The 15,475-nt window shown below is 61.2% G+C and carries 11 protein-coding genes and 1 tRNA gene; 7 read left to right on the forward strand and 5 right to left on the reverse strand.

Annotated features, from left to right (window positions below):
- Positions 1-58: 58 nt before the first annotated feature.
- The 4 genes from QYR03_RS02785 to QYR03_RS02800 all read left to right on the forward strand — a co-directional run bounded on the left by QYR03_RS02785 (position 59) and on the right by QYR03_RS02800 (position 4,054).
- Positions 59-1,792 carry a choline/carnitine O-acyltransferase gene (locus tag QYR03_RS02785; RefSeq protein ID WP_301712919.1) on the forward strand — a complete coding sequence of 578 codons (1,734 nt, stop codon included), beginning with the start codon at positions 59-61 and terminating at the stop codon, positions 1,790-1,792.
- Positions 1,793-1,794: 2 nt separating this feature from the next.
- Entirely contained in the window at positions 1,795-2,388 is a 594-nt protein-coding gene (gene coaE, locus QYR03_RS02790) for a dephospho-CoA kinase (RefSeq protein ID WP_301712918.1), read from the forward strand.
- A gap of 76 nt (positions 2,389-2,464) precedes the next feature.
- Positions 2,465-2,818: a DUF4259 domain-containing protein gene (locus QYR03_RS02795; RefSeq protein ID WP_259851401.1), complete on the forward strand. Its 354-nt coding sequence runs from the start codon at positions 2,465-2,467 to the stop codon at positions 2,816-2,818.
- 102 nt (positions 2,819-2,920) lie between these two features.
- Positions 2,921-4,054 carry a trimeric intracellular cation channel family protein gene (locus QYR03_RS02800; RefSeq protein ID WP_301712917.1) on the forward strand — a complete coding sequence of 378 codons (1,134 nt, stop codon included), beginning with the start codon at positions 2,921-2,923 and terminating at the stop codon, positions 4,052-4,054.
- Positions 4,055-4,243: 189 nt separating this feature from the next.
- Here QYR03_RS02800 and QYR03_RS02805 read toward each other — a convergent pair whose 3' ends face one another.
- Positions 4,244-5,338: an HNH endonuclease signature motif containing protein gene (locus QYR03_RS02805; RefSeq protein WP_301712916.1), complete on the reverse strand. Its 1,095-nt coding sequence runs from the start codon at positions 5,336-5,338 to the stop codon at positions 4,244-4,246.
- A gap of 231 nt (positions 5,339-5,569) precedes the next feature.
- Positions 5,570-7,042, reverse strand: coding sequence for a 30S ribosomal protein S1 (rpsA, locus tag QYR03_RS02810; protein WP_301712915.1), 1,473 nt, complete (start codon positions 7,040-7,042; stop codon positions 5,570-5,572).
- Between the two features lie 332 nt (positions 7,043-7,374).
- Between rpsA and QYR03_RS02815 the strand changes: the two genes are divergently transcribed.
- Positions 7,375-8,700, forward strand: coding sequence for a hypothetical protein (locus tag QYR03_RS02815; RefSeq protein ID WP_301712914.1), 1,326 nt, complete (start codon positions 7,375-7,377; stop codon positions 8,698-8,700).
- A 64-nt stretch (positions 8,701-8,764) separates the two neighbouring features.
- On the opposite strand, the gene polA is transcribed toward QYR03_RS02815, so the two are convergent.
- Positions 8,765-11,377: a DNA polymerase I gene (gene polA, locus QYR03_RS02820; RefSeq protein WP_301978983.1), complete on the reverse strand. Its 2,613-nt coding sequence runs from the start codon at positions 11,375-11,377 to the stop codon at positions 8,765-8,767.
- A 146-nt stretch (positions 11,378-11,523) separates the two neighbouring features.
- Here polA and QYR03_RS02825 point away from each other — a divergent pair.
- Positions 11,524-11,600 (forward strand) — tRNA-Leu (locus QYR03_RS02825).
- A gap of 219 nt (positions 11,601-11,819) precedes the next feature.
- Here QYR03_RS02825 and QYR03_RS02830 read toward each other — a convergent pair.
- Complete coding sequence (locus tag QYR03_RS02830; protein ID WP_301978806.1) at positions 11,820-12,026, reverse strand: hypothetical protein; 207 nt, start codon at positions 12,024-12,026, stop codon at positions 11,820-11,822.
- Positions 12,027-12,257: 231 nt separating this feature from the next.
- Positions 12,258-13,486 (reverse strand): IS3 family transposase gene (locus tag QYR03_RS02835; RefSeq protein WP_301978559.1). Its coding sequence is split into 2 segments (ribosomal slippage): positions 12,258-13,213 and positions 13,213-13,486, totalling 1,230 coding nucleotides; the frame shifts between segments, so codons are not numbered across the junction.
- Positions 13,487-14,060: 574 nt separating this feature from the next.
- Between QYR03_RS02835 and QYR03_RS02840 the strand changes: the two genes are divergently transcribed.
- Positions 14,061-15,464 carry a hypothetical protein gene (locus QYR03_RS02840; protein ID WP_301712758.1) on the forward strand — a complete coding sequence of 468 codons (1,404 nt, stop codon included), beginning with the start codon at positions 14,061-14,063 and terminating at the stop codon, positions 15,462-15,464.
- Positions 15,465-15,475: the final 11 nt, after the last annotated feature.

Here is a 15,475-nt window from a genome sequence, read left to right on the forward strand (position 1 = left end):
TGTTTCCACCCCCGGCGACATACGACATTTAGGACGTAGACGTATAGGAGGCCCCGCCATGGCGTACCCTGCTCCCCACCCAGCGACGACTGATCTGAAGCCGCTTCCGATCCCGCCGCTCGACGACACGCTCGACGCCTACGCCCACGCTCTGGCCGCCGTCTTGGAGGGCAGTGAATTGGAGTACGCGGAGGGGCTCGTCGATAAGTTCCGCGGGGGTGCAGGTCCGCGGCTCGATGCGCAGCTGCGCGAGCGCGCGTCGGTGCGCGAGGAAGCGGGCACCAACTGGCTTAACGACGAATGGTATTCCTCCTACCTCACCACCCGCTCCCCCCTCACGTTGGCGTCGAACGTCGGCTTCCAGTTGTTCTTCCCGGCCGTTGAAGGCGTGGAGGGTTTCGAGCGCGCTGCCGAATTCATCCGCCGCGCCGCCACCGTCCACCTCGCCGCCGCGTCGGGCGGCATCACCGAGGAGACCGACGCCCGGGGCAACCGCATCACCATGAACCAGTGGTTCGTCTACGCCGGCGGAATCAGGCATCCGGAGGAAGGCGAAGACCGGATTATCGCGTCGCAGCTGGGCGCGCAGAACCGGGAGATCGGTGTATTCGTCGACGGCCGACTCTTCGCCCTCCCCGTCAGTGACGGCGACGGCGCAATCCTCTCCGTCAAGGACCTGCGGACGGGCCTCGAAGAAGCCCGCGACCGTGCACGCTCCGGCACGGGCAAAATCGACTTCAACGCGCCGTCCTTGCTCGGCTCCGGCGTGCTCGCGGAACTCCTTCCCGCGATCCTGGAGCGTGACGGCAATGCCGCAGTGTACGAGCGCCTGTCCGACATGCTCTTCACCGTCGAACTGCAGGACGGATCCTCCCGCAGCGACGCCGAGCGCATCCGGGAAGCTACTTTCACCCCGCGCGGGGCATGGGTGTACAAGCCGCTGAGCTACCTGGTCGACCTCGACAGCGACTGGGTCAGCGTCCACGTCGAGCATTCCGGCCAGGACGGCGCGACGCTGGTTGCGGCGGTGGGGCGCATGCAGGATGCCGAACTCCCCGACTCCCCCGCCGGCACCCCAGCGATGCCTGAGGAACTCACCTGGGACCTCGACGACACCACCGCGGAGCAGATCACGGCCCAGCTGGACAGCTTCCGCAACAAAGCGGAGCGTTTCACAGCGGACATCATCACGGTGCCGCACAATGTCCCGGCTGACCTGCCGTTCAAGATCAGCCGCGACGCGTCAGCGCAGCTCATCATGACCATCGCGCAGCAGCTGGCGTACGGGTACGTGCGGGCGGTGTACGAGGCCGTCGACATGCGGGAATTCCGCGCCGGCCGCACCGAGTGCCTGCGCGCCGCCACGCCTGAAGCGGTCGCTTTCGCGCAGAAGCTTGTCGACGCCACCGCCACCCCCTCCGACCTCCAGTCCGCCCTCGACGCCCACCGCGCCTGGGTGAAACGCTGCAAATCGGGAAACGGTTTCGACCGCCACATCCAGATGATGGCGACGATCGACGACTCCGACCCGTTCTTCACCGACCGGACCGTGACCGCCGCCCGCCGTGACTTCCTGTCCACCACCTCCATCGGAGGCGCCGACCAAATCGTGCGGTACTGCTTCGCGCCGACGTTGCCCGAGGGCTTCGGAATCTCCTACACTCCGCTGCCCGGGGACGCCGAGTTCTGCGTGTCCTGGAATACCTCCACGGCGGAGCGGGCGGATAAATTCCGCGCTAACATCGCCGCGGCATCGAAGCTGTTCTGGGAATTGTGCGGGGAGATTGACTGACGATGAAGAAAATCGGTCTGACAGGGGGAATCGGGAGCGGTAAGTCGACCGTCGCCAAGCTGCTCGCCGACGCCGGGTTCGCAATCGTCGACGCCGACAAGATCGCCCGGGAGATCATGGAGCCGGGTTCCCCCGTGCTCGACGACGTCGCAGCCGCATTCGGCGACGATCTTATCCGGGCAGACGGGTCGCTGGACAGGGGCGAGTTGGCGCGGAGGGCGTTCGTCGATAAGCGAGCGACTGAAAAGCTGAACTCGATCACCCACCCTGCGATCCGCGCGGAGTCCGAGCGCCGGTTCGCGGCCGCCGAAGCCGCCGGCGAGCCGGCCGTGGTCTACGACATGCCGCTGCTCGTCGAGCTCGGAATGAACCGCGACATGGACCTCACCATCGTCGTGGATGTCGACGCCGAGGAACGCGTCCGGCGCCTCACCTCCTCCCGCGGCCTCGATGAAGCTGATGCCCGCGCCCGCATTGCCCAGCAGATCGACGCTGCGGAGCGCAACGCCGCCGCCGATGTCATCATCGACAACAACGGCGACCTATCCGCCTTGAAACCACAGGTCGACGCCTTAGTCGAGCGGCTGCGCGCCTGAAGTTTCGCCCATTTGTCGGATAACGTTCAGGGCCACGCTACGTCCCATTCACCTGGGAGTCCTAACGTGATCCGGCATGGGAACGTGGGACATCGGGCCGTTCGACAACGACCCGGCAGTGGACGCCGTCGCAGCGCTTGCCGACGGCTCCTTCCGCATGGACCAGTTCCGCTTCGACTGCGGCCGCGGCCCCCTTGGCACCGACGATGCCGAATCCGTGATCGCCTTGGCCGCCGTACTCAACGGCCACGTGCCCTGCCCCTCCCAGAAAGCGGCCCTCGACTTCCCCTTTTCGTTGGACGACCGGCGCTGGATCCGCCGCCGCGCCAACCAAGCCCTCCTCCCCGGCACGTCCGAGCTGTACGACCTGTGGGAAGATGCTGGCGAACTGGAGAACTGGCTCGCTGAGACCAAGAAATACGTCGCGTAGATCACCTCCCGCTGTGCCGCCCCGGCGCCTCGGCGTGGTCGGGCGGGCCATTCATTCGCCCCGACATGCCTTCCCATTAGGCCACCTTTACAATTGCCATTTATGTCAGTGGACCAGGTCGACCCGCTCATCAGCTCCATCTACCAATGGATGGACGTATCCGGAGTCTTGCTGATGGGCGTCATCGGCGGCACCTTGGCGCGCCAGCGCGGCTACGACATCGTGGGATTCTTCTTCATCGCCATGCTTTCGGCGCTCGGTGGAGGCATGCTCCGCGATGTCCTCATCAACCAGGGCACCGTCGCCGCAATGCGCCAACCCGAATACCTGATTCTCGCTTTCACCGGCGCCCTGATCGCCCGGTTCACCTACTTCAAGGGCCGCGCGTGGGAGTTCCTACAGTCCCACGGCGACGCCCTCGTTTCCGCGCTGTGGGCCGCTACCGGTGCGTCCAAGGCCATCCAGTACGGGTTGCCCGTTCTTCCTACGATCATGATGGGCGTGTTCACCGCTACTGGCGGGAGCATGATCCGCGACGTTGTCACCGGCCGTGAACCCGCCGTGTTCGGCGGCAACCAGCCCACCGTGCTTCCGGCGGTGGCGTGCGCAGTAATCGTGCTCGTAGGTAACGCAACCGGACTTCTCGCCCTATCCATGGTGCTGGGGCCCATCACCAGTTACGCGATGTTCCTATTCGGCTACTACGGCAACTGGCGTGTCAGCCAGGACCCGGACTTCGCGCCCGTGAATGCCACCGTCAACGCGACAGCCACACAAGTAGTGTCCCTCGCGCGAAAAGCCGAAGACCGCTCCCGGGCGGTTGCCCGAGGTTTGGAACCCAAGAGCGTGCGCACCTGGCGGCACCGCCAGATGGAGAAAGCGCTCCAGCGCCGCATTGAGAAGGAGATCCGCAGGGGAAAACAGCCGGCCGAGGCGTTCAGCGAGGCCGACGAGTTTCTCACGGAGTTCACCAACCAGTTCCCCGCCATCGATTCTGAAATGCTCGCCGCGGCCGAGGCGGAAAAGCAGGCCCAGGAAGAAAACCTCTTAGAAGGCATCGGTGTCGACTTGGCCGGCGACTCCTACGACGATGATGCCCACACCACCGTCGAACCCGACCCAGCCGAAACCGAAGCGATGCACGCCGACATGCTCGACATCATTCTTTCGGATGCCGCGCTCACCGATGAACTCATCGAGCGCCTCGCCGAACGCTACAAGAACAAGGATTCCTAAACGGCCCCGCACTTCGGCCTTATGTTTTCGGGCGTGCTGCAGTGGGCGGTCCCGCGGGGTGTTTGTGCGGGATCGCCGTATCAGCCGACGAGTAGGTGGCTATGTGCCAGCATTCAGGCATGCGCCAGTAGTCGGTCACGTCCCATCAGTCGGGTTCGTGTCCTCAGCCGGGCAGCGCCGGGATGTTGCTTATGCCCCGAAGAGTTGGTGCATTGCCCCGTAGGGGTGCCGGTCGTTTTTCACTGCTACCCCGCCCGGGGACACCCACGTCGGGGTCGCCGCCCTGATCACTATTCGCCCCCGGTGCCTGTGCTTCGGGTCATCATCGTTGGTGCGGTTGTGATACCGGCACAAAACACTCAAATTCGCCATATTCGTCTCCCCACCCTGCGACCACGCAGTGACGTGGTGAACCTCGCAATTATCCGCCGCATGCCGGCACCCCGGCACCGGACACGTCGTAAGCATCAAGCGGGCCAAATCCCTCTGCTTGGCATTAGCCAAACGCTGCTCCCGGTACAGGTTGACCGCACCAGCCTCCGGGGCGAACAAACCGACACCAAGTTGCGCACCGTGGACCTCGTTGAGATACTGCGCCCCTGTCATCGTGGTGCCATTGCTCAACCCCAACACAACGTCATCACCCTCACCAGCGAGGATCTTGGTGTAGTCAGGCAAAGCAATCAGCACCATCGGCCGCGCCACAGACACCCCCACACCACCACTGCTGCTGTTGCCGTCACCGTCGGCAGCGATCACATCGACGAATGCCTCATACATCTGCGGGCCCGCCGCACGATCCGGTGCAACACCACGGCGCAGCGCGTACTCAAGAGCCGCCATAGTGTGCTCATCACCTGTGATAGTGCAGGTGCGCATATTCTTGCGTGACCCGGTAAACCGGACCGTGGCAGCAGGGGCAGGCCGATCGTCACGATCCGGAACAATCTGGCGTGCCTGACGCTTCAACGTCTCGTAGTTACCCCGCACCGACAACAGGGCCACACGAAGCGCCCACTTCTCAGCCGGGTCAGAGATCTTCGCCGTCCGGTGCTCGATCAGTGCCAGCTGGTCGAAAGTCTTCTTCGTATCCCGGGCGATCGCCACAGCTTGGCGTTGCTTCTTCCTGAACCGGGTAGGCCCGAAATAAATCCGGTGGAGGGTATTCCACTCGGTGACGGTAGCGGGCTTGATTCCGGCACGCGTCGCTGCCTGACGGTCAAAACCCGCCAAAATGGTCAAAGGGTCAGCCAACGTCGTGATGAATGCGTCGAAATCGTTCATGCCCCAAACGCTAAACCCACAAAAGCATCCCCGACACCCCACCGGCTCAAACCTGTGGACAAACACAACTTATCCACAAGGCCAACACCAACACGCTGCCCAGAATCCCCGCTGACACGGAAAAACCGCAGCGCCCACAAAGTCTCAACGGGCGGGAAAAGAGAGAGCACGAGACGTCGATAAGCAAGCAAAAAGCCCGCACCTTGCGGTACGGGCCTTCAGCGAACTGGCTTAGTTGCCTGCGAGCTTCTCGCGCAGAGCCGCGAGCTGCTCGTCGGAGGCGAGGGAGCCACCCTGCTCAGCCTCACCAGCGGACGGAGCTGCCGGAGCTGCAGCCTCGCCGGAGGTGGAGCTGTAGTTGGTCTCGCCCTCGCCGGCTGCCTCTGCCTCTGCGGCGGCAGCGCGGTGACGCTCGATCTGAGCGGTGTGTGCCTCGTGCAGGCGGGCAGCCTCGGCGTAGCGGGCCTCCCACTCCTGGCGAGCCTCGTCGTAACCTTCCATCCACTCGTTGGTCTCCGGGTCGAAGCCCTCCGGGAAGATGTAGTTGCCCTGCTCATCGTAGGAGTCGGCCATGCCGTAGCGGGACGGATCGAACTCCTCGGAGTAGTCCTGGTCGGCCTGCTTGAGGGACAGGGAGATGCGGCGACGGTCGAGGTCGATGTCGATGACCTTGACCATGACCTCCTCGCCGACGTTGACGACCTGGTCCGGCACCTCGACGTGGCGCTGAGCCAGCTCGGAGATGTGGACAAGGCCCTCGATGCCCTCCTCGACGCGGACGAACGCGCCGAACGGGACGAGCTTGGTGACCTTGCCCGGAACGATCTGGCCCACAGCGTGGGTGCGGGCAAAGACGCGCCACGGATCCTCCTGGGTCGCCTTCAGCGACAGGGAAACGCGCTCGCGGTCGAGATCGACGTCGAGAACCTCGACGGTGACCTCGTCGCCGACGGTGACAACCTCGGACGGGTGGTCGATGTGCTTCCAGGACAGCTCGGACACGTGGACCAGGCCGTCAACGCCGCCAAGGTCGACGAATGCGCCGAAGTTGACGATGGAGGAAACGACACCCTTGCGGACCTGCCCCTTCTCCAGCTGGTGGAGGAAGTCGGAGCGGACTGCGGACTGGGTCTCTTCGAGGTATGCGCGGCGGGACAGCACGACGTTGTTGCGGTGCTTGTCCAGCTCGATGATCTTCGCCTCGAGCTCCTGGCCGATGTACGGGTCCAGGTCGCGGACGCGGCGCATCTCGACGAGGGATGCCGGCAGGAAGCCGCGGAGGCCGATGTCGAGGATGAGACCACCCTTGACGACCTCGATGACGGTACCGGTGACCGGCTGGTCGTTCTTCTGCAGCTCTTCGATGGTGCCCCAGGCACGCTCGTACTGCGCACGCTTCTTGGACAGAAGCAGACGACCTTCCTTGTCCTCCTTGGTCAGGACAAGTGCGTCGATCTCATCGCCGATTTCGACGACCTCGTCCGGGTCGACGTCGTGCTTGATGGAAAGCTCGCGGGTCGGGATGACGCCTTCGGTCTTGTAGCCGATGTCGAGGAGGACCTCGTCGTGGTCGACCTTGACGACGGTGCCGGTGACGATATCCCCATCGTTGAAGTACTTGATGGTGGCGTCAACTGCGGCGAGAAAATCCTCAGCGTTGCCAATGTCGTTGATGGCAACCTGCGGGGTTGTAGAAGTGGGCATAGGTTATGTTGCTCCGAAATGGATAGGAGATAGCAAATGGGCATGAGCGCATCTCTCGAAAAAGCATGACCAGAACACGATAATCCGTGTTAGGGCTGGGATTTCGATCTCGCTTCCGGTGCGGGCGGCCCTCCTATTACGACCGGGACCGCTCGGACAGCTTAGATACGCCTTTGCGAGATTAGTTCATTTTCCCAGCTCGGGCAAACTTTGGCGCGTACGGTTTCGGCCCTTTCTTGTGGCGTGCATTCAGCAAACCGTTACAAATGGCATTACGCTTATGCAGTCATCAGTATTTGATAGCGTCGCAGAGGCGCATAGGTGGTGTTTTTATGTTGAAACGCGCAATCGGAATCGGTTTCGCGTTCATCGGTGTCGTTGTCGGCGCCGGTTTCGCGTCGGGCATGGAGGCTTTCCAGTACTTCGTGTCCTACGGTCAGATGGGAATGTGGGGCATTGTCCTCGCCAGCGTGGTCATGGCGTTTGCCGCCGTGGCATTCCTGGTTTTCGGTTCTTATTTCCAGGCTAACGAGCACACGCGTGTGTTCGGTGAGGTCTCAGACGGGCTCTCCTCCAAGATCATGGACTGGTCGGCGATTGCCTGCATGTTCAGCGTCGGCTTCGTGATGTTCGCGGGCGCCGGCTCGAATCTTGAGCAGGCGTACGGTTGGCCGAAGTTCGTCGGCGGCGTGGCGATGCTGATCATCATGCTGCTTGTGGGCCGTCTCGATGTGAACAAGATCTCGGTCGTACTCGGACTGGTCACGCCGTTGCTGATCACGTTCGTGCTGATCGCGTCGATCTGGACGTTCACCCACGCGAGCATCGATTTCGCGGCGCAGAGCGACTGGACGCAGGCGAATGTCGACGGCGCCACAGGAGCTCCGACGTGGTGGCTTGGCGCCCTTAACCACACGGGTTTGAACGCGTTGTGCACGGTGTCGATGGCGATCGTCATCGGCGGCGACCACTTCGACAACAAGGCGGCCCGCGTCGGCGGCCTGATCGCGGGCGGTTTGTACGCGCTGATGCTTGCGCTGCTCGTCGTGACGCTGTTCATTGAGGCGAAGGCGGTGAACGGAGATGATCTGCCGTTGCTGACCGTGCTGTTCAACATCAATCCGGTGCTCGGCCAGATCATGACGTGGGTGATCTTCCTCATGGTGTTCAACACCTGCCTGGGCATGATCTACGCGCTGGCGAAGCGCTTGACCCGCAATAACCCGGCGAATTTCTACAAGGCATATGTCGCCGCCTGCGTCGTCGGGTTCATTTTGTCCTTCATCGGTTTCAAGAAGCTGGTGGCCAACCTGTACCCGATCCTGGGCTACCTGGGCCTGTTCGTGATCGCGGTGTTGGTCTACCAGTACTTCCGTTACCGCGACCGCCTGAACAAGGAGACCGAGGTGCGCACAGCGGCTGTGGATCTCATCTCCGACGAGGAGAACTTGGATCCGGACAGCGAGTACGCCGACATGTCGCTCGACGAGCTCGCCCAGGAGTCCATGCTTGACGACGACGAGTTCCGCGAAGCGCTCGAAAACGAGCTCGAGGACGAAGACGGCGACGACAGCGACGACAGCGACGAAAACAGCACCGACGACGGTGACTCGTCCAGGTCGTCCAAGTCGACCGGTTCCGGATCGACGAGGATCTAGAGCCTTCCAGAGCCTTACAACTCTTTGCTCCCGATTAGCCCGGGCGGGGTCTACCCTGCCCGGGCTAATGTGCTGCTTCGTCCCAGTTCGCGCCGGTTCCGGCGGAGACTTCGAGGGGCACGCGCAAGCTGATGGCGCGGTCCATTTCTTCCTCGACGATGGCCCGGACACGCTCAAGTTCGCCGGGGGCGACTTCGACGACGAGTTCGTCGTGGACCTGGAGCAGGACACGGGATGCGAGCTGAGCGGAGTCGTCGGTAAGCGCGGCGTCGACGCGGATCATGGCGACCTTGATGATGTCGGCGGCGGTGCCCTGAATCGGCGCGTTGAGGGCGGCGCGTTCGGCGTTCTCGCGGGCGACGCGGTTGTCGGAGGTGAGCTCCGGCAGGTAGCGGCGGCGCCCGAAGACAGTGGAGGTGTACCCGTCGCGGCGGGCCTGCTCGACAACGTCGTCGAGGTAGCGCTTGACTCCACCGAAGCGCTCGAAATACGCCTCCATGATCTTTTTGGCCTCGCCGGCGGAGATGCCCAGCTGGTTGGACAGGCCGAAGGCGCTCAGGCCGTAGACGAGCCCGTAGCTCATCGCTTTGACGCGGCGGCGGAGTTCGGGGGTGACTTCGTCTATGGGCACGTCAAAGACGCGGGAGCCGACGAAGTTGTGCAGGTCCTCTCCTTCTTTGTACGCCTCGATGAGGCCGGGGTCTTCGGACAGGTGCGCCATGACGCGCATCTCGATTTGGGAGTAGTCGGCGGTCAGCAGGCATTCGTAGCCGTCGCCCACGGTGAATGCGGAGCGGATGCGGCGACCGGCTTCGGTGCGCACCGGGATGTTCTGCAGGTTCGGGTCGGTGGAGCTTAGGCGGCCGGTGGAGGCGACGGTCTGGTTGAAGGTGGTGTGGATGCGCCCGTCGTCGTGAACGGTCTTGATCAGCCCTTCAATGGTGGACTTGAGCTTCTGCCATTCGCGATGCGCGAGCAGCTGGTCGAGGAACGGGTGCGGGTTCTTCGCCGCGAGCGACTCGATTTCTTTGGCGGCGGTGGAATAGCCGGTCTTGGTCTTCTTCGTCTTGGGCAGTTCGAGCTTGTCGAAGAGGACGACGGAGAGCTGCTTGGGGGACGAGAGGTTGAGGTCGGGTTCGTCGACAAGCGTGCGCGCGGTGTTCTCGGCGTCGGCGACCTTCTGCGAGATGTCGGCGAGCTGCTCTTCGAGCACGTCTGTGTCGACGGCGATTCCGGTCTCCTCCATCTGCGCGAGGATGGTAGAAAGCGGCAGTTCGAGGTCGGCGTAGAGCTCGAAGGAGTCGATCGCCCGCAGTTCTTCGGTCAGGGCCGCGGAGAGTTCGAGGATGGCGGCGGCGGAGTCGAGGTCTGCGGTGTCGTCGTCAAGCAGGCTCAGCTGGTCGCTGGACGTCGAAAGCTGGCGTTGGAGGTGCCGCTGGTAGACGTCGGCGAGGTCGTATGTGCGCTGGCCGGGACGGAGAAGGTACGCGGCGATCGCGGTGTCATGGGCGATGCTGTGCAGGGTGATCCCGCGGCCGCGCAGCATGTGCCAGGCGGCTTTCGCGCTGTGGAGGTATTTCGGCGCGTCGGATTCGAGCCAGGCCTTGAGTGCGGCGTCCTCGTCGGGCGCGAGGTCGCCCATGTTCTTCGAGATGCCGTGACGTTGCTTATCGACGATCCCCACCGCCCACGCGTCCCCTCCCGCCGGCGTGGCGTCGCCCCGGATGAAGACGGCCATGCCCTGGTCTTCGCGCGCGGCGAGCCAGGTGTCGAGCGGTTCATCGTCGACGGTGAGCTCCGGGAGTTCCTCTGTCTGCGACTCGGGCGCGGCGCCGTCGGTGGGCACGGCGGCGAGGACGCGCTCGCGCAGGTTGACGCCGAACTCGAGGTCGTCGAAAGCCGTCGCCACCGCAGTGACGTCCGCGGGCTTGAGTTCGAGCTCGTCCGGGCCGACGGGCAGCTCGAGGTCGCGCACCATCTGGGTGAGCTCGCGGTTGAGCTGGACTTGCTCGATGCGCTCGCGGAAGGCGATGCCGGCCTTGCCCTTGATCTCCTCGGCGTGCTCGATGAGGCTGTTCAAGTCTCCGTACTGGACGATCCACTTGGTGGCCGTCTTCTCCCCCACGCCCGGAATATTCGGCAGGTTATCCGACGGGTCACCGCGCAATGCCGCGAAGTCCGGGTACTGCGCCGGGGTGAGCCCGTATTTCTTCTCCACTTCTTCCGGAGTGAAACGCGTCAACGTCGACACGCCGCGCGTCGGGTACAGCACCGTGACCTTATCGTTGACCAGCTGCAGGTAATCGCGGTCACCGGTGACGATGACCACCTCGTAGTCGTCCTGCGCCTGGGTCGTGAGCGTGGCCAGGATGTCGTCGGCCTCGTAGTTCTCCTTGGTCAGGGTGACGATGCTCAAATCCCCCAGCACGTCCTGGATGAGCGGCACCTGGCCCTTGAATTCCTCCGGCGCCGCCGCGCGCTGCGCCTTGTATTCCGGGAACCGCTCGGTGCGGAACGTCTGCCTCCCGATGTCGAAGGCGACGGCGACGTGCGTCGGCTGCTCCTCGGCGAGAATGTTGGAGAACATCGACAAAAAGCCGTACACCGCATTCGTGTGCTGCCCGCCGGAGGTGGAGAAATTCTCCGCCGGCAGGGCGTAGAAAGCTCGGAAAGCCATCGAGTGGCCGTCGATGAGCAGGAGGCGTTTCTGTGCAGAAGAACTATCAGCGGTACTCACGCCGTCCCACTCTACCTACGGCTGACGTGGCTCAACTGCAGGGCATTTCTTCGTTCGAGAACCCCTGCGCTATTGTTGATCCGCACGCCCCAGTAGCCCAATTGGCAGAGGCAACGGATTCAAAACCCGTCCAGTGTGAGTTCGAGTCTCACCTGGGGCACCAAAGAACAAGGGGTTTCGGAAAACTTTTTCCGGAGCCCCATTTTCGCCTATCTTGGCGACGAAGAGTCCTTTAACGTGGCATTTTCTTCTCTCCCCATTGCCAAAACGTTCCAAAACTGACAGCGATTCGTCAATTCCGGAGCGTTTTTCATTGTTCGAACACGGCTTCTAGACCGCAGCCCTCCAGAACATCTTTTCTAGTGGGCGTGCGGCCTCAGGATTACGCGGCGACTGGCGGCGCGTTTGGGAACGTGCCGGCCAACGCACGGTCGCTCCTTTTGCGGTCAGGTTCGTTGCGGCCGCGCGGTGTCGGGTCATTGTCGGTGCTGTCCTCGTCAAACCAAGCTGAGTCGGACGCAAGAAGCAAAATATTCACGGCCACGCACGAAATCGCGGTCGCAATCAACTGGCCGGCCCAGCCTCGCATGAGGCGCATGGTCGAGTCGCCAATGCCGACGCCACGGGCGTTCTTGAGTTTGTCGTTGCGGCTTTCAATGATGTTGCGCTGGCCGTAGACTCCCTGCCATCCCTTGTCTCACCCAATAAGTCTTGAGGACCTTGTGGCTGGGAGCGGTGGCGGTGATGCGGTCATCAACGCCCCGCGCGCTCACTCCCCACGCACACAAAACGGGTTGAAGCGTCCTGGTTTTCGTTCCGCTTATTTAACGCCCAACGTTTGAGCGCCTGATCGTTGATAGTAAGCGTCCTCCATCTCCTGTGGAGTGATATATCCTAGGGATTGATGAAGTCGCTGGTTGTTCCACCAGTGCACCCAGCGAAGGGTGGCAATCTCGACTTCACCGACCGATGCCCACGGCCGGTGGGGATAAATCAGCTCTGTTTTGTAGAGCCCGTTGACCGTTTCAGCCAACGCGTTGTCATAGGAGTCGCCAACGGTGCCGACAGACGGATCGATACCGGCCTGGGCGAGCGCTTCACCGTAACGGATCGACACATACTGCGAGCCGCGGTCACTGTGGTGGACAAGCCCTTCTGAGCGAAGATCACCAGCGTGATACAGGGCGTGCTCAAAGGCCTCCAGCGGCAGTTCATCGGTACGCATGCTCGCCCGGGTCGCGACACCGACGATCTTTCTGGAGTACACATCGGTGATAAACGCGGTGTAGGCAAAACCAGACAAGGTGCGTACATAGGTAATGTCAGCGACCCACAACCGGTGCGGTGCGGGGGCAGTGAAATCACGGTTGACCAGGTCAGGGCGGCAATCTGGCACGTTGGCCCGAAGCGTTGTCATCGGTGTGCGGCCACGCCTGCGGCCGTAAATGCCAGCTTGCTTCATCAAACGCGCGGTCTGATCACGACCGATGTTCCAGCCGGCGCGCTGCATGGCCTTCCACATCTTGCGGATCCCGTAGACGCTGAAGTTGTCCTCGTAGACCCTCACCAATTCAGGAATAAGCAGCGCATCTGACAAACTTCTCGCCGACGGTGCTCGTGTTTTCGCTGCTCGGTAACCGCGAGAGGTGATGAACCCACATTCTGTCTTTTTCAATGTGCGACAGATAGCCTCGACCCCGAAGCGATCGCGATACGCATCGATGTATTCGATCATCTTCTGGTGGGACGGTCGAGTTCCGCCGCGAAAAAAGCTGACGCGGTTTTCAAGATCTCATTAGCCCTGCGTAGCTCCTTAATCTCTTTCCGCAGCCGCTTCAGTTCGTCAGCCGTTGACTCGCCGGCGCCAATCTCAACATCGGATGAGACCATATTCGGCTTCAGCCAATCGTTGAGCGTGTGCGCTGGAATGCCGAGCTTTTCACCGATCTCTACGGCTGCACCCCATTTCGAACACCCTTCGAGCTCAACGAGGTCCTCAGCCAAACGCACTGCCTTGGCCTTGAACTCGTCACTGTACTTCCTTGGCATGATTCCAATCCTTCTCTAGAAATGATCGGAACTAAACCCAGGACACTTCAGGTGCAGATACCCTAGCACCCCCGAAACGCTCATAGAGCCCTGGGCTTTTGTGGAAATTCCCCACCTGCCAACGCGGGGAATACCCGAGGAAAGACCATTCCCAAAATCGGGAATGAAAACAATGTACCCCTTTGAATTTGAAATTTGAGCAGTTTGCTGGAGCGAGACGGCTGGCGGAGTCTACGTGGACGCGTGAAACCGCGCTGCCATTAATCTCGGGATTGAACGCTCGGAAGACATACGCCCCAGTTACGAACGTGGCTTGCGAACCCCGGAATGATGCGAGGTCCACCCGTGGAGCAATCGGATGTCGCGCATAGTCGGATACGGGTTTACCGCGTGCCAGGACTTTAACGCAAACATTTTCAACGCACTGACGGCGACCCAGCCTCCTTGCATGTCCGAATGACGCCGGAACGGCTTCCCGGTTGGCTCCCGCTAGAGAGTTGATGCGCTGCAGGACGCCAAGCTGTTATCTTTGATGGTGATAATCCATTGACGGCTCTCTGGAGGTTTTGTAGCCATGGTGGATCAGAGCCAAGTCGAGCAGCTCAAGCTCGAGGATTTCACCGTTGAAAAGATGGCTCGGCGCATCACAGAATTTTGGGGTAAAGGCACCCTGTACGATCCGTTTGCAGACCACGCTCATTCAAAAAATGAGGTGCCAGGCAGCGGCGTTCCCGGTGATGTTATCGATGACAGCACGGGCGGAGAAGCGTCTCAACCATACTTGCCCAGAGCGGATGCCGACGGTAAAGGGAATAACGGTCACTACACCTTTGAAGAGTTCTACCCATTAGAACCTACGGCCCAACCTCAGCCGAAAAATTGGCTCACTTTCCTCCACCCAGCTGACCGAGAGTTTCTTCATCTGAATGAGCTTGGGCTTTCAGATTCAGAGACCGACCTTAAGGTTCTCAAAGATGCCATTGACGCAATGGAATTACCCGTTTTACCTGGTAATGTCAGACCACAAACGTACCGGAATACGCTCCGCAAATTTCTGAAATATCTCAATGGCGACCCGGAAGCTCCCTACAGCGACCGCAAACATCGCAAAGAGGACGACGCCATATACCCAAGCGTGGCGCAACCTTTCATGGGCGATCTGAACAACCCCAAAGTTCTTGTGGTTACCTTCAATCCCGGCTTCCACAAATTCTCCGACTGGGCGCTCGGGGCGGAGAACCTCTCGGAAGAAATCATGAAAAAGGTAAAGTCTTTCGACCGGAGCGAATCTAAGCAGCAGTGGGTTAAAGAGCAAGATGCCCTTCTGAGAGCTATTACTGGAGAGGGCGTTTTTGTGCCATGGCAGTTAACAAATGGTGCCGTCCCTAACTTCTCTTTCGACCCTCCGCTGAATTTGCACGGCCCGACGATGAAGCAGTGGAATGGCAATTGGCATACGACGTACTTTCAAGCCCCCAACCGAAACAAATCCCAAGGCCGACTAATAGAGTTCATTCCGCTAGAGACTGAAGGCCGCTCTGAAGGGCTGGCTCAGGTTGACATCTTTCCTTATGCCACGAAGAAGTCCAAAGATGTGGAGGGTCTCATTGGCGCACTCAAAGAGGAGTACACGACGGAAGACCTTCAATTCTATAGCGATTTTCGCGCCCGCCTATGGCCATCACAACGGCCTATTCTCGATTACATTCTTGCCATTCTGTTGGCGGCCGCTGAAAATGGCACGATCGTCGTAGTCAGATCATCGGTTGAGAAGAACTATTGGCAAGCAGTCATGAAAATTGCAGATACCCTTGCTGAGCAGAAGGGGCTATCCCCGGGTAGTTTGTGGGAACGCTGCTTTGTTGGCAGTGGGCAGAACATTTATCTGACCTTGGCAAATCTTCGAGGTTTGGGCCCCAACGGTAAAGGCGACAAGCCAACGGCAGAAGACATCGCCGATCTCCTGCAGCCCAATTAGCGGGATCTAGG

The organism is Corynebacterium sp. P4-C1 (assembly GCF_030503595.1).
In the GTDB taxonomy this organism is placed as follows: domain Bacteria; phylum Actinomycetota; class Actinomycetes; order Mycobacteriales; family Mycobacteriaceae; genus Corynebacterium.

Bases quoted from the DNA above. Each gene is read 5' to 3' on its own strand.
- QYR03_RS02785 (WP_301712919.1), top strand. From the start codon at position 59: ATGGCGTACCCTGCTCCCCACCCAGCGACGACTGATCTGAAGCCGCTT.
- coaE (WP_301712918.1), top strand. From the start codon at position 1,795: ATGAAGAAAATCGGTCTGACAGGGGGAATCGGGAGCGGTAAGTCGACC.
- QYR03_RS02795 (WP_259851401.1), top strand. From the start codon at position 2,465: ATGGGAACGTGGGACATCGGGCCGTTCGACAACGACCCGGCAGTGGAC.
- QYR03_RS02800 (WP_301712917.1), top strand. From the start codon at position 2,921: ATGTCAGTGGACCAGGTCGACCCGCTCATCAGCTCCATCTACCAATGG.
- QYR03_RS02805 (WP_301712916.1), bottom strand. From the start codon at position 5,338: ATGAACGATTTCGACGCATTCATCACGACGTTGGCTGACCCTTTGACC.
- rpsA (WP_301712915.1), bottom strand. From the start codon at position 7,042: ATGCCCACTTCTACAACCCCGCAGGTTGCCATCAACGACATTGGCAAC.
- QYR03_RS02815 (WP_301712914.1), top strand. From the start codon at position 7,375: ATGTTGAAACGCGCAATCGGAATCGGTTTCGCGTTCATCGGTGTCGTT.
- polA (WP_301978983.1), bottom strand. From the start codon at position 11,377: ATGGCTTTCCGAGCTTTCTACGCCCTGCCGGCGGAGAATTTCTCCACC.
- QYR03_RS02830 (WP_301978806.1), bottom strand. From the start codon at position 12,026: ATGCGAGGCTGGGCCGGCCAGTTGATTGCGACCGCGATTTCGTGCGTG.
- QYR03_RS02840 (WP_301712758.1), top strand. From the start codon at position 14,061: ATGGTGGATCAGAGCCAAGTCGAGCAGCTCAAGCTCGAGGATTTCACC.